The sequence below is a fragment of the Mesorhizobium sp. M0139 genome (genome assembly GCF_040322455.1).
Taxonomy (GTDB): Bacteria; Pseudomonadota; Alphaproteobacteria; order Rhizobiales; family Rhizobiaceae; genus Mesorhizobium.
The window spans coordinates 58,019-74,591 of the sequence record NZ_JAMYTN010000005.1 but is presented as its reverse complement, the minus strand read 5'-3'; the positions used below and the strand labels follow the sequence as shown (position 1 = coordinate 74,591).

The 16,573-nt window shown below is 62.7% G+C and carries 13 protein-coding genes; 10 read left to right on the top strand and 3 right to left on the bottom strand.

What is annotated here, in order from left to right:
- Window positions 1-2 precede the first annotated feature (2 nt).
- The 7 genes from NKJ58_RS09760 to NKJ58_RS09730 all read left to right on the top strand — a co-directional run bounded on the left by NKJ58_RS09760 (window position 3) and on the right by NKJ58_RS09730 (window position 8,434).
- Entirely contained in the window at window positions 3-1,241 is a 1,239-nt protein-coding gene (locus tag NKJ58_RS09760; protein ID WP_023701039.1) for a hypothetical protein, read from the top strand.
- Window positions 1,242-1,368: 127 nt separating this feature from the next.
- The gene (locus tag NKJ58_RS09755) at window positions 1,369-2,814 is read left to right on the top strand and encodes a homospermidine synthase (RefSeq protein WP_352853043.1); all 1,446 of its coding nucleotides are present in this window, start codon (window positions 1,369-1,371) and stop codon (window positions 2,812-2,814) included.
- A 188-nt stretch (window positions 2,815-3,002) separates the two neighbouring features.
- The gene (locus NKJ58_RS09750) at window positions 3,003-3,380 is read left to right on the top strand and encodes an Omp10 family outer membrane lipoprotein (RefSeq protein ID WP_023671949.1); all 378 of its coding nucleotides are present in this window, start codon (window positions 3,003-3,005) and stop codon (window positions 3,378-3,380) included.
- A 197-nt stretch (window positions 3,381-3,577) separates the two neighbouring features.
- Window positions 3,578-5,605, top strand: coding sequence for a bifunctional metallophosphatase/5'-nucleotidase (locus NKJ58_RS09745; protein ID WP_023683249.1), 2,028 nt, complete (start codon window positions 3,578-3,580; stop codon window positions 5,603-5,605).
- Between the two features lie 154 nt (window positions 5,606-5,759).
- On the top strand, window positions 5,760-6,824 hold the full coding sequence (gene hemH / locus NKJ58_RS09740) for a ferrochelatase (protein WP_023714032.1): 1,065 nt from the start codon (window positions 5,760-5,762) through the stop codon (window positions 6,822-6,824).
- Window positions 6,825-6,981: 157 nt separating this feature from the next.
- The gene (locus NKJ58_RS09735) at window positions 6,982-7,932 is read left to right on the top strand and encodes an SPFH domain-containing protein (protein WP_023671952.1); all 951 of its coding nucleotides are present in this window, start codon (window positions 6,982-6,984) and stop codon (window positions 7,930-7,932) included.
- A 37-nt stretch (window positions 7,933-7,969) separates the two neighbouring features.
- On the top strand, window positions 7,970-8,434 hold the full coding sequence (locus NKJ58_RS09730; protein WP_023671953.1) for an NfeD family protein: 465 nt from the start codon (window positions 7,970-7,972) through the stop codon (window positions 8,432-8,434).
- 87 nt (window positions 8,435-8,521) lie between these two features.
- Here the strand turns inward: NKJ58_RS09730 and NKJ58_RS09725 are convergent, their stop codons facing one another.
- Window positions 8,522-9,517 (bottom strand): KpsF/GutQ family sugar-phosphate isomerase, encoded by a 996-nt coding sequence (locus tag NKJ58_RS09725; protein ID WP_023683246.1) that lies wholly within the window; start codon window positions 9,515-9,517, stop codon window positions 8,522-8,524.
- A gap of 150 nt (window positions 9,518-9,667) precedes the next feature.
- On the opposite strand from NKJ58_RS09725, the gene NKJ58_RS09720 reads away from it, so the two are divergent.
- Window positions 9,668-11,452 carry an outer membrane beta-barrel protein gene (locus NKJ58_RS09720; RefSeq protein WP_031197609.1) on the top strand — a complete coding sequence of 595 codons (1,785 nt, stop codon included), beginning with the start codon at window positions 9,668-9,670 and terminating at the stop codon, window positions 11,450-11,452.
- Here the strand turns inward: NKJ58_RS09720 and galU are convergent, their stop codons facing one another.
- Window positions 11,453-12,358 carry a UTP--glucose-1-phosphate uridylyltransferase GalU gene (gene galU / locus NKJ58_RS09715; RefSeq protein ID WP_023714035.1) on the bottom strand — a complete coding sequence of 302 codons (906 nt, stop codon included), beginning with the start codon at window positions 12,356-12,358 and terminating at the stop codon, window positions 11,453-11,455.
- A gap of 207 nt (window positions 12,359-12,565) precedes the next feature.
- Between galU and NKJ58_RS09710 the strand changes: the two genes are divergently transcribed.
- A complete protein-coding gene (locus NKJ58_RS09710) occupies window positions 12,566-13,789 on the top strand; it encodes a lytic murein transglycosylase (RefSeq protein WP_023714036.1) in 1,224 nt (407 codons plus the stop codon).
- 102 nt (window positions 13,790-13,891) lie between these two features.
- Window positions 13,892-15,097, top strand: coding sequence for an SGNH/GDSL hydrolase family protein (locus NKJ58_RS09705; RefSeq protein ID WP_023714037.1), 1,206 nt, complete (start codon window positions 13,892-13,894; stop codon window positions 15,095-15,097).
- Here the strand turns inward: NKJ58_RS09705 and NKJ58_RS09700 are convergent.
- A complete protein-coding gene (locus NKJ58_RS09700) occupies window positions 15,094-16,548 on the bottom strand; it encodes a glutamate synthase subunit beta (RefSeq protein WP_023671207.1) in 1,455 nt (484 codons plus the stop codon). The two genes, NKJ58_RS09705 and NKJ58_RS09700, sit on opposite strands and share 4 nt — an antisense overlap.
- Between the last annotated feature and the right edge of the window lie 25 nt (window positions 16,549-16,573).

The following is a 16,573-nucleotide window of genomic DNA, read 5'->3' as shown; positions in this document are numbered from 1 at the left end:
CGATGATCCGAAAAATCCTGGAGCAAGCCGTATTGCTCGGTGCATTGCTGGCGTTGCCGGCAACGGCGCTCGCCGACCCCGTCACCTATGCCGGCAAGCTCGGCAACATCGACATCGTCGTCGAGTTTACCGGCGATCCGGCGACGGCTGGAGAGGCACTGGCGGCGCGCTATTTCTACCGCTCCAAGGGCATCGATATTCCTCTGCAGGCGAAGTCGAGCAAGGGCGCCACCTTTCAATTGGCCGAGGAAGAAGCCTGCGATGCCAAGAAGTGCGGCGACGGCCAGGCTCCACCCATCGGCGCCGTCTGGCGGTTGAGTCCCGCCGACAAGGGCAAGACGCTGGAAGGCACCTGGACGGCCAAAAAGACCCTGCCGCTGAAGCTGACAAGGATCGCCAGCCGTGCCCAGACAGAGACGCCGGCGACGACGCCACGCGATCTCTATGATTTCACCGACATGACATTCTCGGGTGACGATGCGCCGATCACCATGGCGGCATCGCCCTACGACTATCTCAAGCTGGATTTCGCGCCCGAGGCAGACGCCAAGGAAGGTTGGCCGGATGCAGCCTACAGCTATGTCACCGATCCGCGCACCAAATTCGCCAGGCCGCGCATCGTCGATCTCGCCGGCGGCGCGCCGATCGAAGCCGCCAATGCCTTGCTGCAGAACCGCCATTGGCATGACAGCCTCAGCGCCTTGACGTGCGCGGCGCTGCAATACGCCGGCTTCCACGATGGACCACCGATGGAGGGCATGGATGACGATTCGCTTGGCGGCTATGAAGACTCGACGTTCAAAGTTACGTCATTGACGCCGAAGCTGATGAGTTGGTCCGAATCCGGCAGCCTCTATTGCGGCGGTGCGCATCCGAACAACTATTCCGACGCCTATGTCATGGACGTGCGCCGTGGCGCCTTGCTTACCCTTCAGGACATGTTTTCCGATACGGTCGACGGCAAGCCAGGCCCCTCGCTGGCCACCTTCGTCAAAGAGAAGCGCAAGAAGCCCAGCGACCAGACCGAGGTGGATTACGAGGCCGAATGCGGCATCGACGATTTGATCGGCGACTATCTAGGCGCCAGCCTGAAGCGCGATGGCGACAGGCAGGTTCTGGTCTTCGGCCTGCAAGGTTTGCCCAACGTCATCCAGGCTTGCGGCGGCGATCTCGTTGAAATGCCGGTCTCCGAAGCACAAGCGCTGTTCACACCGGAATTCGCGAAACTGCTCGAACCGTAGGCGTATCTGCGCGGCCGGGAACTAAGCTTATCCCTGCTTTTCGCTTTATTGTGACAATGATCTATGGTTTGTCGCGCGGCGGTCGAACGGCCGTTTTGGCGCGTTGCTTGAAGGAGTGCTCGATAAAATGGCGAATGAAAACTGGCCCGTTTACGGTGAAATCACCGGCCCTGTCGTGATGATCGGCTTTGGTTCGATCGGACGGGGAACGCTGCCTCTGATCGAGCGCCATTTCAAATTCGACAAGTCGCGCATGACGGTCATCGACCCGCTCGACACCGACCGCAAGCTGCTCGACGAGCGCGGCATCGCCTTCGTCCAGGAGCACGTGACCGAGAAGAACTACAGGAAACTGCTGACGCCGCTTTTGACCAATGGTGGCGGCCAGGGCTTTTGCATCAATCTGTCGGTCGATACCGGCTCGGTCGACCTGATGCGGCTCTGCCGCAAGCTCGGCGTGCTCTACATCGACACCGTCGTCGAGCCGTGGCTCGGCTTCTATTTCGACGCCAAGGCCGACAATGCCAGCCGCACCAACTACGCGCTGCGCGAAGCCTTGATCAAGGAGAAGCACGACAAGCCCGGCGGCGCTACCGCGGTTTCGACCTGTGGCGCCAATCCGGGCATGGTCTCGTGGTTCGTCAAGCAGGCGCTGCTGAACCTTGCCGGCGACCTCGGCCTCGAATTTTCCGAACCGGCGCAGGACGACCGTGACGGCTGGGCGAAGCTGATGAAGAAGGCCGGCGTCAAGGGCATCCACATCGCCGAGCGCGACACCCAGCGCACCAAGAAGCCGAAGCCGATGAACGTGTTTTGGAACACCTGGTCGGTCGAGGGTTTCATCTCGGAAGGGCTGCAGCCGGCCGAGCTCGGCTGGGGCACGCATGAGAGATGGATGCCGAAGAACGGCAAGGAGCACAAGCATGGCTCCAAGGCTGCGATTTATCTCGAACAGCCCGGCGCCAACACCCGCGTGCGCTCCTGGTGCCCGACGCCGGGCGCGCAATACGGTTTCCTGGTGACGCACAATGAGGCGATCTCGATCGCCGACTTCTTCACCGTGCGCGGTAAGAAGGGCAAGGTCCAATACCGCCCGACCTGCCACTATGCCTATCACCCCTGCAACGACGCCGTGTTGTCACTCCACGAAATGTTCGGCGCTGCCGGCAAGCCGCAGCCGGTCCACCATGTGCTCGACGAAAACGAGCTGGTCGACGGCGTCGACGAGCTTGGCGTGCTGCTCTACGGCCATGCCAAGAACGCCTACTGGTACGGTTCGCAGCTGTCGCTGGCCGAAGCCCGCAAGCTGGCGCCCTACCAGAACGCTACCGGCATGCAGGTCACCTCGGCCGTGCTCGCCGGCATGGTCTGGGCGCTGGAAAACCCGGAAGCCGGCATCGTCGAGGCCGACGAGATGGACTACAAGCGCTGCCTAGAAGTGCAGTCCCAGTATCTCGGACCGGTCAAGGGCTACTACACCGACTGGACGCCGCTCGATAACCGTCCGGGCCTGTTTCCCGAAGACCTCGACAAAAGCGACCCGTGGCAATTCCGCAACATCCTCGTTCGATAGCGGTTCCATACCCCTGCATCACTGCCTTGCAATCGCCCGGAAATCGGGCGATTGAAGGGATGCGGACGAGCGCAGTGTGCATCCATTTGGACGCACGAGGGACGGCTCTGGAAACTTGAGGCCACGCACATCGTGTTCCCCAAAACGTCGTTTGACGATTGGGCCGATGCGTCAGGAGAGGATTTGATATGACGATTGCGCGCAAAATTCTTTCTGCGGGCGCGGCGGGCGTTCTTGCGACGATGCTTGCCGCCTGCACCACCGGCGGCTCCGACGGGCCACCGATCTCATCGCAGGCGCGAGGCGTCGAAGGCTCATGGCTGAACGCCGAAGGCAAGGCGGTCTCGACATTGAACGGCGGCGTCTTCACCACCGTTTCGGCGGAGACCGGTGAGAAATTCGCTGACGGCAGCTACACCAAGACCGGCGCCACCTCGGTCGAGATCAACGGAACCTCGCTGATCCGACAGCAGCCAATCGCTTTCAACTGCCTGCTGGTGTCCATAAACCAGCTGAATTGCACCAGCTCCGCCGGGCAGAACTTCGTGCTGACCAGGCGCGGCTGAACCTTTCCCATGCGGCTTTGCGGATGGCGGCGGCGCGATGCCGCCGCCTTTTTTATGCCGGCAAACCGATGCCGGTTATCCGCCCTGATTCTTCTTGCATCGCCACAACCGCGATGTGAACATACCCGAAATGCTGGCTGTTATCCTGCAGTCGGGCAAGAGCGTTAAACGCCTTTGATCATATCCGGGAGACGAAGATGAAGAAGCTCGCCGCCATTGCCGCCCTCTCTGCCTCGACACTCGGCCTGTCGGCCGCACCATCCTTTGCCGATTACACGTTGAACATCCTGCATTTCAACGATTGGCACAGCCGCATCGAAGGCAACAACAAATACGAGTCAACCTGCTCGGCCGAGGAAGAGACCAAGGGTGAGTGCATCGGCGGCGCCGGCCGGCTGGTCACCGCGATCGCACAGGAGCGCAAGAAGCTCGAAGGCCAGAACGTGCTGCTGCTCAATGCCGGCGACAGCTTTCAGGGATCGCTGTTCTACATCACCTACAAGGGCACGGCGGAGGAGGAATTCCTCAATCAGATCAAGCCCGACGCGGTGACGCTCGGCAACCACGAATTCGACGATGGCGAGAGCGCGCTGGTGCCTTATCTCGACAAGGCGAAGTTCCCGATCGTCAGCGCCAATGTCGTGCCCAACGACAAGTCCGGCGCCGCAGGCAAGATCAAGCCGTCGATTGTGCTTGAGGTCGGCGGCCAGAAGATCGGCATTGTCGGCGCCGTGACCAACGACACGCCGGAACTCGCCTCTCCCGGCCCCAACATTACCATCGAGGACGACGTCAAGTCGATCACCGCCGAGGTCGAGAAGCTGAAGGCGCAAGGCGTCAACAAGATCATTGCCGTCACCCATATCGGCTACAGGCGCGAGCGCGATGTCATCGCCAAGATCCCGGGCATCGATGTGGTGGTCGGCGGCCACAGCCATTCGCTTCTGTCCAACACCGACCCGAAGGCGGAAGGCCCCTATCCGACGATGGTCGACAACCCCGACGGCTCCAAGGTGCCTGTCGTGCAGGCCGCGTCCTATTCGAAATATCTCGGCGAATTCAAGGTCGTGTTCGACGACAATGGCAACGTCAAGGAAGCCAGCGGCGACCCGATCTTCCTCGACAAGTCGATCACTCCCGATCCGGCCGTTCTTGCCCGCATCAAGGAACTCGGTGCGCCGATCGAGGCGCTGAAGAACAAGGAAGTGGCCGAGACCACCGAGGCCATTGACGGCAGCCGCGAAAGCTGCCGCACCAAGGAATGCGCGATGGGCAACCTCGTCTCCGACGCCATCCTCGACCGCGTCAAGGGACAGGGCGTCGAGATCGTCGTCTCGAATGGCGGCGGCTTGCGTGCTTCGATCGACAAGGGCACCGTGACCATGGGCGAGGTGCTGACCGTGCTGCCGTTCCAGAACACGCTGGCGACCTTCCAGATTTCCGGCAAGGATCTGGTTGCCGGGCTGGAAAACGGCGTCAGCCAGGTCGAGGACGGCGGCGGCCGCTTCCCGCAGGTGGCAGGTCTCAAATACTCCTTCGACAAGTCGGTCGCGCCCAATGCCGGCCGAGTCAAGTCGGTCGAGGTGATGCAGAACGGTGCCTGGGCGCCGATCAATCCGGACAAGGACTATCTGGTCGCCACCAACAATTACGTCCGCCAGGGCGGCGACGGCTACAAGGTCTTCGCCGAGAAGGCCAAGAACGCCTATGATTACGGCCCGGGCCTCGAACAGGTGGTCGCCGACTATCTCGCCGCGCACCGGCCCTACACGCCCAAGCTCGACGGCCGCATCACCGAGGTTGCCGCAACCGTAGCGGCTGCCCCGGCCGCCGAGCCGGCAAAACCAGCCGAACCGGCACCTGCTCCAGCCGAACCGGCAAAACCGGCCGAGGCTGCACCGGCGGAGCCGGCGATGCCCGCATTGCCGGCAGGCTCCGGCGACATCACCACCACGCCGCCGACTGTCCCGGCGGAAACCGCCCCGGCAACGCCGGCACCGGCCGAACCGGCAAAACCGGCCGAAGCCGCACCTGCTCCGGCAAAGCCGGCTGACGCCGCCCGGGCCGAAGCCAGCCATGTCATCGTCGCCGGCGATACCTATTGGGATCTCGCCAAGAAGGCCTATGGCGACGGCGCCAAGTGGAAGGTGATCTCCGAGGCCAACAAAGGCTACGAGCCACGCCGGCTTCCGGTCGGCGCGACCTTGACCATTCCGGCGAAGTAACCTCGCTTCGCACTCACGACCAGCAAAACCCGTCCGGGTAACCGGACGGGTTTTTGGCTTCAAGGTAAGGTGCGGCCAGACGCAGCATTGAAAACTCGCGCCACATCGCTAGGTTCGCCCGACATCGTCGGTTTCGCGGTGTCGGGAGACCTTCATGACGCTTTCCACGCCTGTCGACCCCAAAGCTGCGAAAGCGCTCGACCCGCTACCGGCCCGACATCCGCCGGTAAAGGCAGGCAAGATCGGCGTCATGCTGGTCAATCTCGGCACGCCCGACGGTACCGATTTCAAGCCGATGTGGCGCTATCTCCGCGAATTCCTGTCCGATCCGCGCGTCATCGAACTCAACAAGGCGATCTGGTATCCGATCCTCTACGGCTTGGTGCTGACCACCAGACCGAAGAAGTCCGGCGCCAATTACGCCAGGATATGGAACCGCGAGAGGAACGAGTCGCCGCTGCGCACCTACACCCGCGCGCAGGGCGAAAAGCTGGCCGCAGCGCTCATCGACCTACCCGATGTCGTGGTCGACTGGGCGATGCGCTACGGCAACCCCTCGACCGCGAGCGTCGCTCAAAGGCTGGTCGAACAAGGCTGCGACCGCATCCTGTCGTTCCCACTCTACCCGCAATACTCCGCGACCACCACCGCGACCGCCAACGACCAGCTGTTTCGCGCCTTGATGAAGATGCGCCGCGCGCCTGCCGTGCGCAGTGTTCCGCCCTACTATGACGAGCCGGTCTACATCGAGGCGCTCGCCCGTTCGATCGAACGGCATCTGGCAACGCTAGACTTCGAGCCCGAGGTGGTCATCACCTCCTATCACGGCATCCCGAAGCCCTATTTCGAGAAGGGCGATCCCTATCACTGCCACTGCCAGAAGACGACACGGCTGTTGCGTGAACGACTGGGGTGGGATGAAAAGAAGGTGATCATCACCTTCCAGTCGCGCTTCGGCGCCCAGGAATGGCTGCAGCCCTACACCGACAAGACGGTCGAGAAACTGGCGAAGGACGGCGTGCAATCGATCGCCATCGTCAACCCAGGCTTTTCCGTCGACTGCATCGAGACGCTGGACGAAATCGGCCGCGAGGCGGCCGAGACCTTCCATCACGCCGGCGGCGAGAAATTCGCCCACATCCCGTGCCTCAACGACAGTGCAGAAGGCATGGCGGTGATCGAGGCGATGGTGCGGCGCGAACTGTCGGGCTGGGTCTGAGGCCGCCACGTTGCGGCGATCGATCGCGCAGTTGCGCTATTCCATGCACTAATAATCAACGATCACCTGATTGTAACATTATTGAAACACACCTAAGTGTTTGGTGAAGTCGGTTGCATGGAATCAACGCCATGGCCGGCATCTGAGGGAGATACAAATGGACTTCAGTGGTTTCGGTATTGCGATTGGTGCGCTTGCCTTTCTGGTGTTGGTGCTTCTTATCAAAGGCATCCGGACAATCCCGCAAGGCTATAATTATACGGTGGAGCGCTTTGGTCGTTACACCAAAACACTAAGCCCCGGCCTCAACCTCATCGTGCCGTTCGTCGACCGAATCGGCGCCAAGATGAACATGATGGAGCAGGTGCTCGACGTTCCGAGCCAGGAAATCATCACGCGCGACAACGCCATTGTGGGCGTCGACGGCATCGCCTTCTACCAGATCCTCAATGCGGCCCAGGCCGCCTACCAGGTCGCCGGCCTGGAGAACGCCATCCTCAATTTGACGATGACCAACATCCGTACCGTCATGGGTTCGATGGACCTCGACGAACTGCTGTCGAACCGCGACGCCATTAACGAACGGCTGCTGCGCGTCGTCGACGAAGCGGCGCATCCGTGGGGCATCAAGATCACCCGCGTCGAGATCAAGGACATCAATCCGCCGGCCAACCTCATCGAATCGATGGGCCGTCAGATGACCGCCGAACGCAACAAGCGTGCGCAGATCCTCGCCGCCGAAGGCCTCAAGCAGTCGCAGATCCTCGAGGCCGAGGGCCGCAAGGAAGCCGCCTTCCGCGACGCCGAGGCGCGCGAACGCTCGGCCGAAGCCGAAGCGCGAGCCACCCAGGTTGTATCGGAAGCCATCTCCAAGGGCGACGTGCAGGCACTCAACTACTTCGTGGCGCTGAAATACACTGAAGCGATGGGCAAGATCGGCACCGCCAACAACAGCAAGGTCGTGCTGATGCCGATGGAAGCCTCGGCGCTGATCGGCACGCTCGGTGGCATAAGCGAGATCGCCAGGGAGGTGTTCCGCAGCGAAGGCACTGCCGGCGCCGCCAGGCAGGCCGCCCGCCCTCCGGTGGTTCGCCCAAGCGAGAATTGAGGCTAGCTGAGAACTGAGATCATAGGAGCGCACTCCCATGTTCGACCGCATCATTTCCGAACTTGGTCCGTGGAATTGGATGGTTCTGGGCTTCGTCCTCCTGGTGATGGAGGTCATCGCGCCAGGAATATTCATGCTGTGGATCGGCATCGCCGCATTGGTGATCGGTGTGATTTCCCTGCTCGTCTGGGACGCAAGCTTCTGGGCCTGGGAAGTCCAGGTCCTCGCCTTCCTGGCCCTGTCGCTGGTCTCGGCCTTTGCCGGAAAGAAGCTGGTTGGTGGGCGTAATACCCCTAGCGACCAGCCGCTGCTCAACCGGCGCGGCGCGCAGTTGGTCGGCAGGATGGCAACGCTGGCCGAGCCGATCAAGGACGGTCGCGGCCGCATCAAACTCGGCGACACACTGTGGCGCGTCTCCGGTCCCGACCTGCCGGCCGGCACGCAGGTGCGCGTCGTCAGTTCGGCCGACACGGATCTGGAACTGACCGTCGAGGCTGTTTGACATTTCGAAAGCGCATGGCGCTTTCGATCCGGAAAATCAGGCCGCGTCGTCTAGGGCTTCCCGAACGCGACGCGTCCTTTGATTTTTTCAGGCGGCGCCGATGCGCAGCAGGTCGTGCAGATGAACCAGTCCCACGAGCCGCCTGCCTTCGACCACCATCAGGCTCGTAATGGCCGAATTGTTGATAATCTGCAGCGCCGTCGCCACCAGCGTGTCCGGTGTGGCCGTCTTCGGCTTTTTCGTCATCACCTGATCGACGCTCATTTCCATGAGATTGCTGCCGATGTGACGCCTGATGTCGCCATCGGTGATGATGCCCACCAACGCGCCATCCGCCGTCGCGATCGCCACGCAGCCGAAGCCCTTGTTCGACAATTCGAGGATCGCCTCGCGCATGCCCGTGCCGGAAGCCACCAGCGGCAGCCTTTCGCCGACATGCATGATCTCGTGGATCTGCGTGAGATTGGCGCCGAGCTGGCCGCCGGGGTGGAACGTGCGGAAATGGTCGGGCGTGAAGCCGCGCGCTTCGAGCAGCGCTATGGCCAGCGCATCGCCGACCACCAGTTGCAGCAGGGTCGATGTCGTCGGCGCCAGACCGTGCGGGCAGGCTTCCGGCGCGGACGGCAGGAGCACCACCACGTCGGCCGCGCGCGCCAGCGCCGAGGCCGCGCCCGCGGTAATCGCAATCAGCGGGATCGAGAAGCGCCTGGAATAGGCGACGATGCCCATCAATTCTTTGCTCTCGCCGGACCATGACATGGCGATGATGGCATCGTCTCTGGCGATCATGCCAAGGTCGCCATGATTGGCCTCCGCCGGATGGACGAAGAAGGCAGGCGTGCCGGTCGAAGCCAGACTAGCCGCGATCTTAGTGCCGATATGGCCGCTTTTGCCGACGCCGGTGACTATGACGCGGCCATTGATGCGCGACACCATGTCGACGGCGCGGGCGAAAGGTTCGGCCAGTTCGTTCTCCAGCGCGGCGGCCAATGCCGCCACGCCGGCCTGTTCCGTGGCTACCGTTCTCAGCGCCGAGGCGATCGAAGCCTCCAAAGGCTTCTTTTCTTGGGATCCCGCATGCATGGCTGATGCGATTAGCGCTTTGCCGTTCGCCTGTCCAACAGAATTGCCGTCCAGCCATGTCCGACAGGCCGCCCTTCAACCCTCCGTTAACCATCCCCGTTTACGGTTCGGTAAGTATGGCGCGCTTGCGCCGCGCAAGCAGTGGTGACGATGTCGCGGGCCCAGCCTCAAGAGAAAAAAGGTCGAACGGGCAGAGCCTTTTGCGCTCTGCTTCTGGCGACGAGCGTGCTCGCTTTGCTGCGGCCAACTGCGCTTCATGCCCAGGAGACGGAGCTGCGGGGTGAAGTTTCGGAATCGGCGATCCTGTCCGACCAGCAGCGCCGGGCCAGGCAATTGAGCAAGGCCAACACGCAGGTCAAGCCCGCCCCTGCCGACACCGCCCCCACGGGAAACACGCCAACCGCCTATGTGCCGGCCAGCGATGGCGCCTTGCCTGACGACACCGACCCGTCACAGGCCGGCGCAAACAGCATTTTCGACCCGCCGGCGACCATCGACGATTCGTTCGCCGACAAGCCGCCAACCGTCCAGCCACGCCGTCCGTCGACGGCAAAGCAACGCGCCGCCGCGGATGCAGACAAGGCCAAGGACAAAACCAAGGCTGCCGACAAGAAGAAGCCTGGCAAAGCCACGGACCAGACCACCACCGGAACGACCCCGGACGGCACTGCGGCAGGCGACGCCGATCAGGACACAGCTAACCGCCGTGTCCTCACCGTCGACGGCGTCGACCGACGAAAGCTCGACCCCGGCGCCGAGCGCACCAACGCCATCGAGGGCCAGAAGAAGAAGCTCGAGGACGACCCGTACGCGGCAACCGGCATCAAGGTCGGCTCGTTCCTGCTGCGGCCGACGCTCGAGCAGGGCGTTGCCGTCACGTCGAACGCCGATTCCAGCGCTGGCGGCAAGTCGGCGGTGCTGTCCGAAACGGCGCTGCGTTTCTCCGCCGCCTCCGATTGGCGCGAGAATTCGGCGGTCATCGACGGCTACGGCAATTTCCGCAACACCATTTCGGGCCAGAAGATCAATGAGGCACGCGGCCGTATCCAAGGCACGTACAATGTCGACCTCGACAATGAACTGCGCGCCATCGCCAAGCTCGGCTACGAGATTGCGCCGGAATCGGCCTCCGCGCCCGACGCCATTGCCGGCGTCAAATCGCAGCCGATCCGCCAGACGGTCGACGGCAGCCTCGGCGTCGAGAAGGACGTTGGCAAGATGCGCTTTGCGCTGACCGGCGCAGTCACCCACGACATCTATGGCGATGCCGAACTTACCGATGGCACCTCGCTGTCGCAGAAGGACCAGGACAACACGCTCTATACCGCAACGTTGCGGACCGGCTATGAAATTTCCCCGGCTCTGACGCCCTTTGCCGAGATTGAGCTCGGCCGCCGGGTATATGACCAACGGATCGACAACAAGGGCTTCGAGCGCTCTTCGACCCGGCTTGGCGCACGCGCCGGTATCGAAGTCGACATGGGCGAGAAGCTCAAAGGTGAGTTCTCGGCCGGCTGGCTGCGGGAAGCGATCGACGACAAGAACCTGGAGGCGATTTCGGGAGCCACCATCAATGCCGACCTCAAATGGTCGCCCGAGCGCGGCACCATCATCGGCCTCACCGGGCGAACCACGGTCGAAGGCACAACGAATGCCGGTGAGAGCGGCGACATCCTCTATTCCGGCCGCCTCACCGGCGAGCGGCAGATCCGCGCCGACCTGACCGGCAACGCAGCCCTTGGGCTCGACTGGCGCAATTACACCGGCTCCGACGGCCATGACATGACACTGAGTGCAGAGGCCGGGCTGACCTGGTGGCTGAACCGTTACGTCGGTCTCACCAGCCGCGCCCGCACCGAAAAGCTGACCAGCAATCTGCCCGGGCGCAACTACACCGCCAACAGCATCTATTTGGGGCTGAAGCTGCAGCGGTAGCTAAAAAGCAGCGCCGCGACGCTCGGACGGCTTCATCTCATCGAGCAGCGTGCGGATGACGCCGGCCATGTTCTCGTTCATGTCGCTGCGCCACAGCGCGAAGGCGACATTGGCCTCGACGAACCCTTCCGGCGAGCCGCAATCGAAGGTGCGGCCCTGAAAGTGGTAGCCAAAGAAGGGCTGCTGCTTTTCCAGCTTCAGCATCGCGTCGGTGAGCTGGATCTCGTTGCCGGCGCCCTTTTCCTGGCTTTCCAGGATCTTGAAAATCTCGGGCTGCAGGATGTAGCGGCCGTTGATGTAGAGATTGGACGGTGCGGTGCCGGTCTTCGGCTTTTCGACCATCTCGGTGATGCGGAAGCCGTGATGCGTGTCCTCGCCCCGGCCGACAATGCCATATTTGTGGGTCTCGGCCGGATCGCATTCCTGCACGGCGATGATGTTGTTGCCCGTCTCCTCGTAGAGCTCGACCATGGCCTTCGTGCAGCTCTTCTCCGACTGCATGATCATGTCGGGCAGCAACAGCGCGAAGGGTTCGTCGCCGACCAGTTCACGGGCGCACCAGACGGCATGGCCAAGCCCCATCGGCACCTGCTGGCGGGTGAAGGAGGTCTGCCCAGGCGCCGGCTGCAGCCGCTGCAGGCGGGCCAACTGCTCGTCCTTGCCGCGCTGTGCCAGCGTATCATAGAGCTCGAACTGGATATCGAAATGGTCTTCTATGACCGCCTTGTTGCGGCCGGTGACAAAGATGAAATGTTCGATGCCGGCCTCGCGCGCCTCATCAACGACATACTGGATGACGGGCCGGTCGACGACGGTCAGCATCTCCTTGGGGATGGCCTTTGTGGCCGGGAGAAACCGTGTGCCGAGACCGGCGACCGGGAAAACTGCCTTGCGAACTCGCTTCATGCGTCAATTATCCGTTTGAGGGCGTGCCCGGCAATCCCGCCTCGCGACATTTTCGCGCCGGAATTGTGGATTATCGGGCCATTGAGGGAAACATCAACCGGTAAAGCATCCAGGTGTCTTTTCGTTCCAGGCGCCGCCTATGGTAAACCAATTGCTAACCCGGTTCGGCGATGAATGGTCTTTCCTGAGATAAAGAAAGGGGAAAATATGTCCGTTCGCAGTGCCGCAAAACTCTTTACCAGCGTGCTGACGGCGGCCAGCCTCTCGCTCGCCTTGCTGATGCCGGCCGGACCGGCCTTCGCCGATGCCGGGTTTCGGCAATGGGTCGCCGGCTTCCGCGCCACCGCCGTGGCGGGCGGCGTTTCCGGCGCGGTCTACGACCGGGCGTTCCGGGGCATCAATGAACCCGACCCGGTGGTGCTGGAAAAGGCACGCACCCAGCCCGAATTCACCGCACCTGCCTGGGACTATTTCGACAACCGCGTCCACGACCAGTCCGTTGCCGTCGGCCAGCAGATGGCCAGGAAATGGAAGCCGTGGCTGGAACGGATCGAGGCGAGGTTCGGCGTCGACCGCTACATCCTGCTCGCCATCTGGTCGATGGAATCGAATTATGGCGAGATCCTCAAGCGCGACGACATCATGCGCAATGTCATCCGCTCGCTGGCAACCCTCGCCTATGGCGACCCGAAGCGTTCGAAATTCGCCCGCACCCAATTGGTCGCCGCGCTGAAAATCCTGCAGACCGGCGACATCGACGAAAGCCACCTGATGGGCTCCTGGGCCGGCGCCATGGGCCAGACCCAGTTCATCCCGACCAGCTACCAGCATTATGCCGTCGACATGGACGGCAACGGCAAGCGCGACATCTGGAATTCGATCCCCGATGCGTTGGCGACATCAGCCAATCTGCTGAAGAAGAATGGCTGGCAGGGCGGCAAGACCTGGGGCTACGAGGTCACCATTCCGGCGGGCAAACTGCCGGCCGGCTCGAAGACATTGGCGCAGTGGCAGGCGCTCGGCGTCGCCAGGGCCAATGGCAAGCCGTTCAAGAACGCAACCGACAAGGCGACGCTGAAAGTGCCGGACGGCCGCGGCGGACCGGCCTTCCTGATGATCAAGAACTTCTCCGTCATCAAGGCCTACAACAACGCCGACAAATATGCCCTGGCCGTCGGCCTTCTTGCCGACGAAATCGCCGGCTCTAATGGTCTGGTGCAGGACTGGAAGCGGCCTTTCACCAAACTGTCCTTCGAGGAAAGGCAGGAGTTGCAGAAGCGGCTTTCGCAGCACGGACTTTACGACGGCAAGTTCGACGGCAAGATCGGTGACGGCACGAAAACCGCCATCATGACCTATCAGGCAACGGTCGGCTTGACCCAGGACGGGTATCCGAGCATGGAAGTGCTCAAATGGCTCAGAAAGAAATAGAGCCATCGGCAGCGCCGCGCATTGCGGCGCACAAGGATGCCGTAGCATTGATGTGTGCACGATCCTCTGCGAGGGCCATGCACCAAGGGATGGAGAGGGTGCTTGGTTTCGGCAGCGCGTATCCGTGTGATCGTTTTCCGCTTGCCGATCCTCGTTCTGGCCATCGTTGTCCTGGCGACGGGGGTCGCCGGCAGTTTCCACACACCGGCTTTGGCGCAGGAACAACCGCAGAACCGCGGCTGGTCGCTGCGCGACCTTCTGTTCCCGCGCCGCAGCGAACGCATCGAGCCGCCGCTCGACGTCCGCAAGGCAAAGCCGAAGGTCAAGAAGAAGCCCCGTGCACCCCTTGAACCTTCCGCTCCGATTGTCGAGAAGACACCGGATGCCCGCGTCGTTCTGGTGATCGGCGATTTCATGGCCAACGGCCTGGCCGAAGGCCTCGAAACAGCCTTTGCCGACAATGCCAACGTCAGGATCGTCGAGCGCGCCAACGGTTCTTCGGGTTTCGTGCGCGATGATGTCTACAATTGGCCCGAACAGGTCAAATCGCTGGTCGAGACCGAAAAACCCTCCGTGGTCGTCGTCATGCTCGGCTCCAACGACCGCCAGCAGATGCGCGTCAACGATGTGCGCGAGCAGCCGCGCTCCGAGAACTGGACCAAGGAATACGAACGCCGGACCGAAGCCTTGGGAAAGGCACTGGCGGCGACCAAGGTGCCTTATCTGTGGGTCGGCATGCCAGCCTTCAAGACGCCGAAGATGACCTCCGACATGCTCGCCTTCAACGACATCTACCACTCTGCTGCCGAGAAGAACGGCGGCGAATTCGTCGATGTCTGGGATGGGTTCGTCGACGAGAACGGCGCCTTTGTCTCGACCGGCCCCGACATTAACGGCCAGGCCGTGCGGCTGCGCTCCGACGACGGCATCAACGTCTCGAAAGCCGGCAAGCGAAAGCTCGCCTTCTACACCGAAAAGCCGCTGGCCAAGATCCTCGGCCTGGCAGCGCCAGGAAGCGTGGTGACGGCTGCCGCACCGGCCGGCGCCCCGGTCGAGGCGCCGTCGCTGCCCGCCGCCCCGATCGTGGTCGACCGCACCGTTCCGATGCTGCTCAACGATCCGGCGCTCGACGGCGGGACCGAGCTTCTCGGTGCGGCGGCGGCGCCGAAAGCCAATCCGGATCTGCCCGGCGAAAAACTAATCCTCGAAGGCAAGGCGCCCGAGGCCTCGCCCGGTCGCGCCGACGACTTCTCCTGGCCGCCCAAGGCCGCTGCCGCGACGGATACGACGACGGCGATCAACCGTTAACGGGGGAGTACCGTCGACCCCATCAGCGCTTCATCGATCGAGCGCGCGGCCTGGCGGCCTTCGCGGATCGCCCACACAACCAGCGACTGGCCGCGGCGCACATCACCTGCGGCGTAGAGCTTGTCGACGCTGGTCTTGTAGTCGCGATCGTTGGCTTCGACATTGCGGGAACGGCGGCTGTCGGTGGTGATTTTCATCTCACCGTCCAACTCTTTCGCCACGCCGGCGGCAGCCGGTCCGGCAAAGCCGATGGCGATGAAGGCGAGGTCTGCACGGATGACGAATTCGGTGCCGGCGATCGGCTTGCGCTTCTCGTCGACTTCGCAGCATTTGACGCCGGTCAGCTGGCCGTCCTCGCCGATGAATTCGAGCGTCGCCACCTGGAATTCGCGCTCCGCACCTTCGGCCTGTGAGGACGAGGTGCGCATCTTGGTCGCCCAGTAGGGCCAGACTGAAAGCTTGTCTTCCTTCTCCGGCGGCTGCGGGCGGATGTCGAGCTGGGTGACGCGCACCGCGCCCTGGCGGAAGGCGGTGCCGACGCAGTCGGACGCGGTATCGCCGCCGCCGACGACGACGACATGCTGGCCGCCGGCGATGATCGGATGCGACGGCCAGGCCACCGACTGGATCGGCTCGCCGCCGACGCGACGGTTCTGCTGCACCAGATAGGGCATGGCGTCATAGACGCCGCCGAGATCGTCGCCCGGAATGTTGGCCGGACGCGGCGATTCCGAACCGCCGCAATAGAGCACCGCATCGTATCCGGCGAGCAACTCTGCCACCGGCTTGTCGACGCCGACATTGACGCCGCAATGGAAGGTCACGCCCTCGCCCTGCATCTGCTCGATGCGGCGGTCGATATAGTGCTTCTCGATCTTGAAGTCGGGAATGCCGTAGCGCATCAGCCCGCCGGGACGGCTCTCACGCTCATAGACGCTGACCTCGTGGCCGGCGCGGCCAAGCTGCTGCGCCGCCGCCATCCCTGCCGGGCCGGAGCCGATGACAGCGACCCGCTTGCCCGTCTTCTTCTCCGGCGGATAAGGCCGGATATGGCCGGTTTCATAAGCCTTGTCGGCGATTGCCTGTTCAACGGTCTTGATGGCAACCGGAATGTCCTCGAGGTTCAGCGTGCAGGCTTCCTCGCAGGGCGCGGGGCAGATGCGGCCGGTGAACTCGGGGAAATTGTTGGTCGAATGCAGGTTGCGGATCGCATTGTCCCAGTCGCCATTGTAGACGAGGTCGTTCCAGTCCGGGATCTGGTTGTGGATCGGGCACCCGGTCGGCCCGTGGCAGAACGGGATGCCGCAATCCATGCAGCGCGCGGCCTGTTTCTCGACCTCCTTGTCCGACATCGGCAGCGTGAATTCGCGGAAATGCCGGATGCGGTCGGAGGCCGGCTGGTACTTGTGCACCTGCCGGTCGATTTCGAGAAAGCCTGTTACCTTGCCCATAGTCCAGTTCCTGCTGTCCAGATGG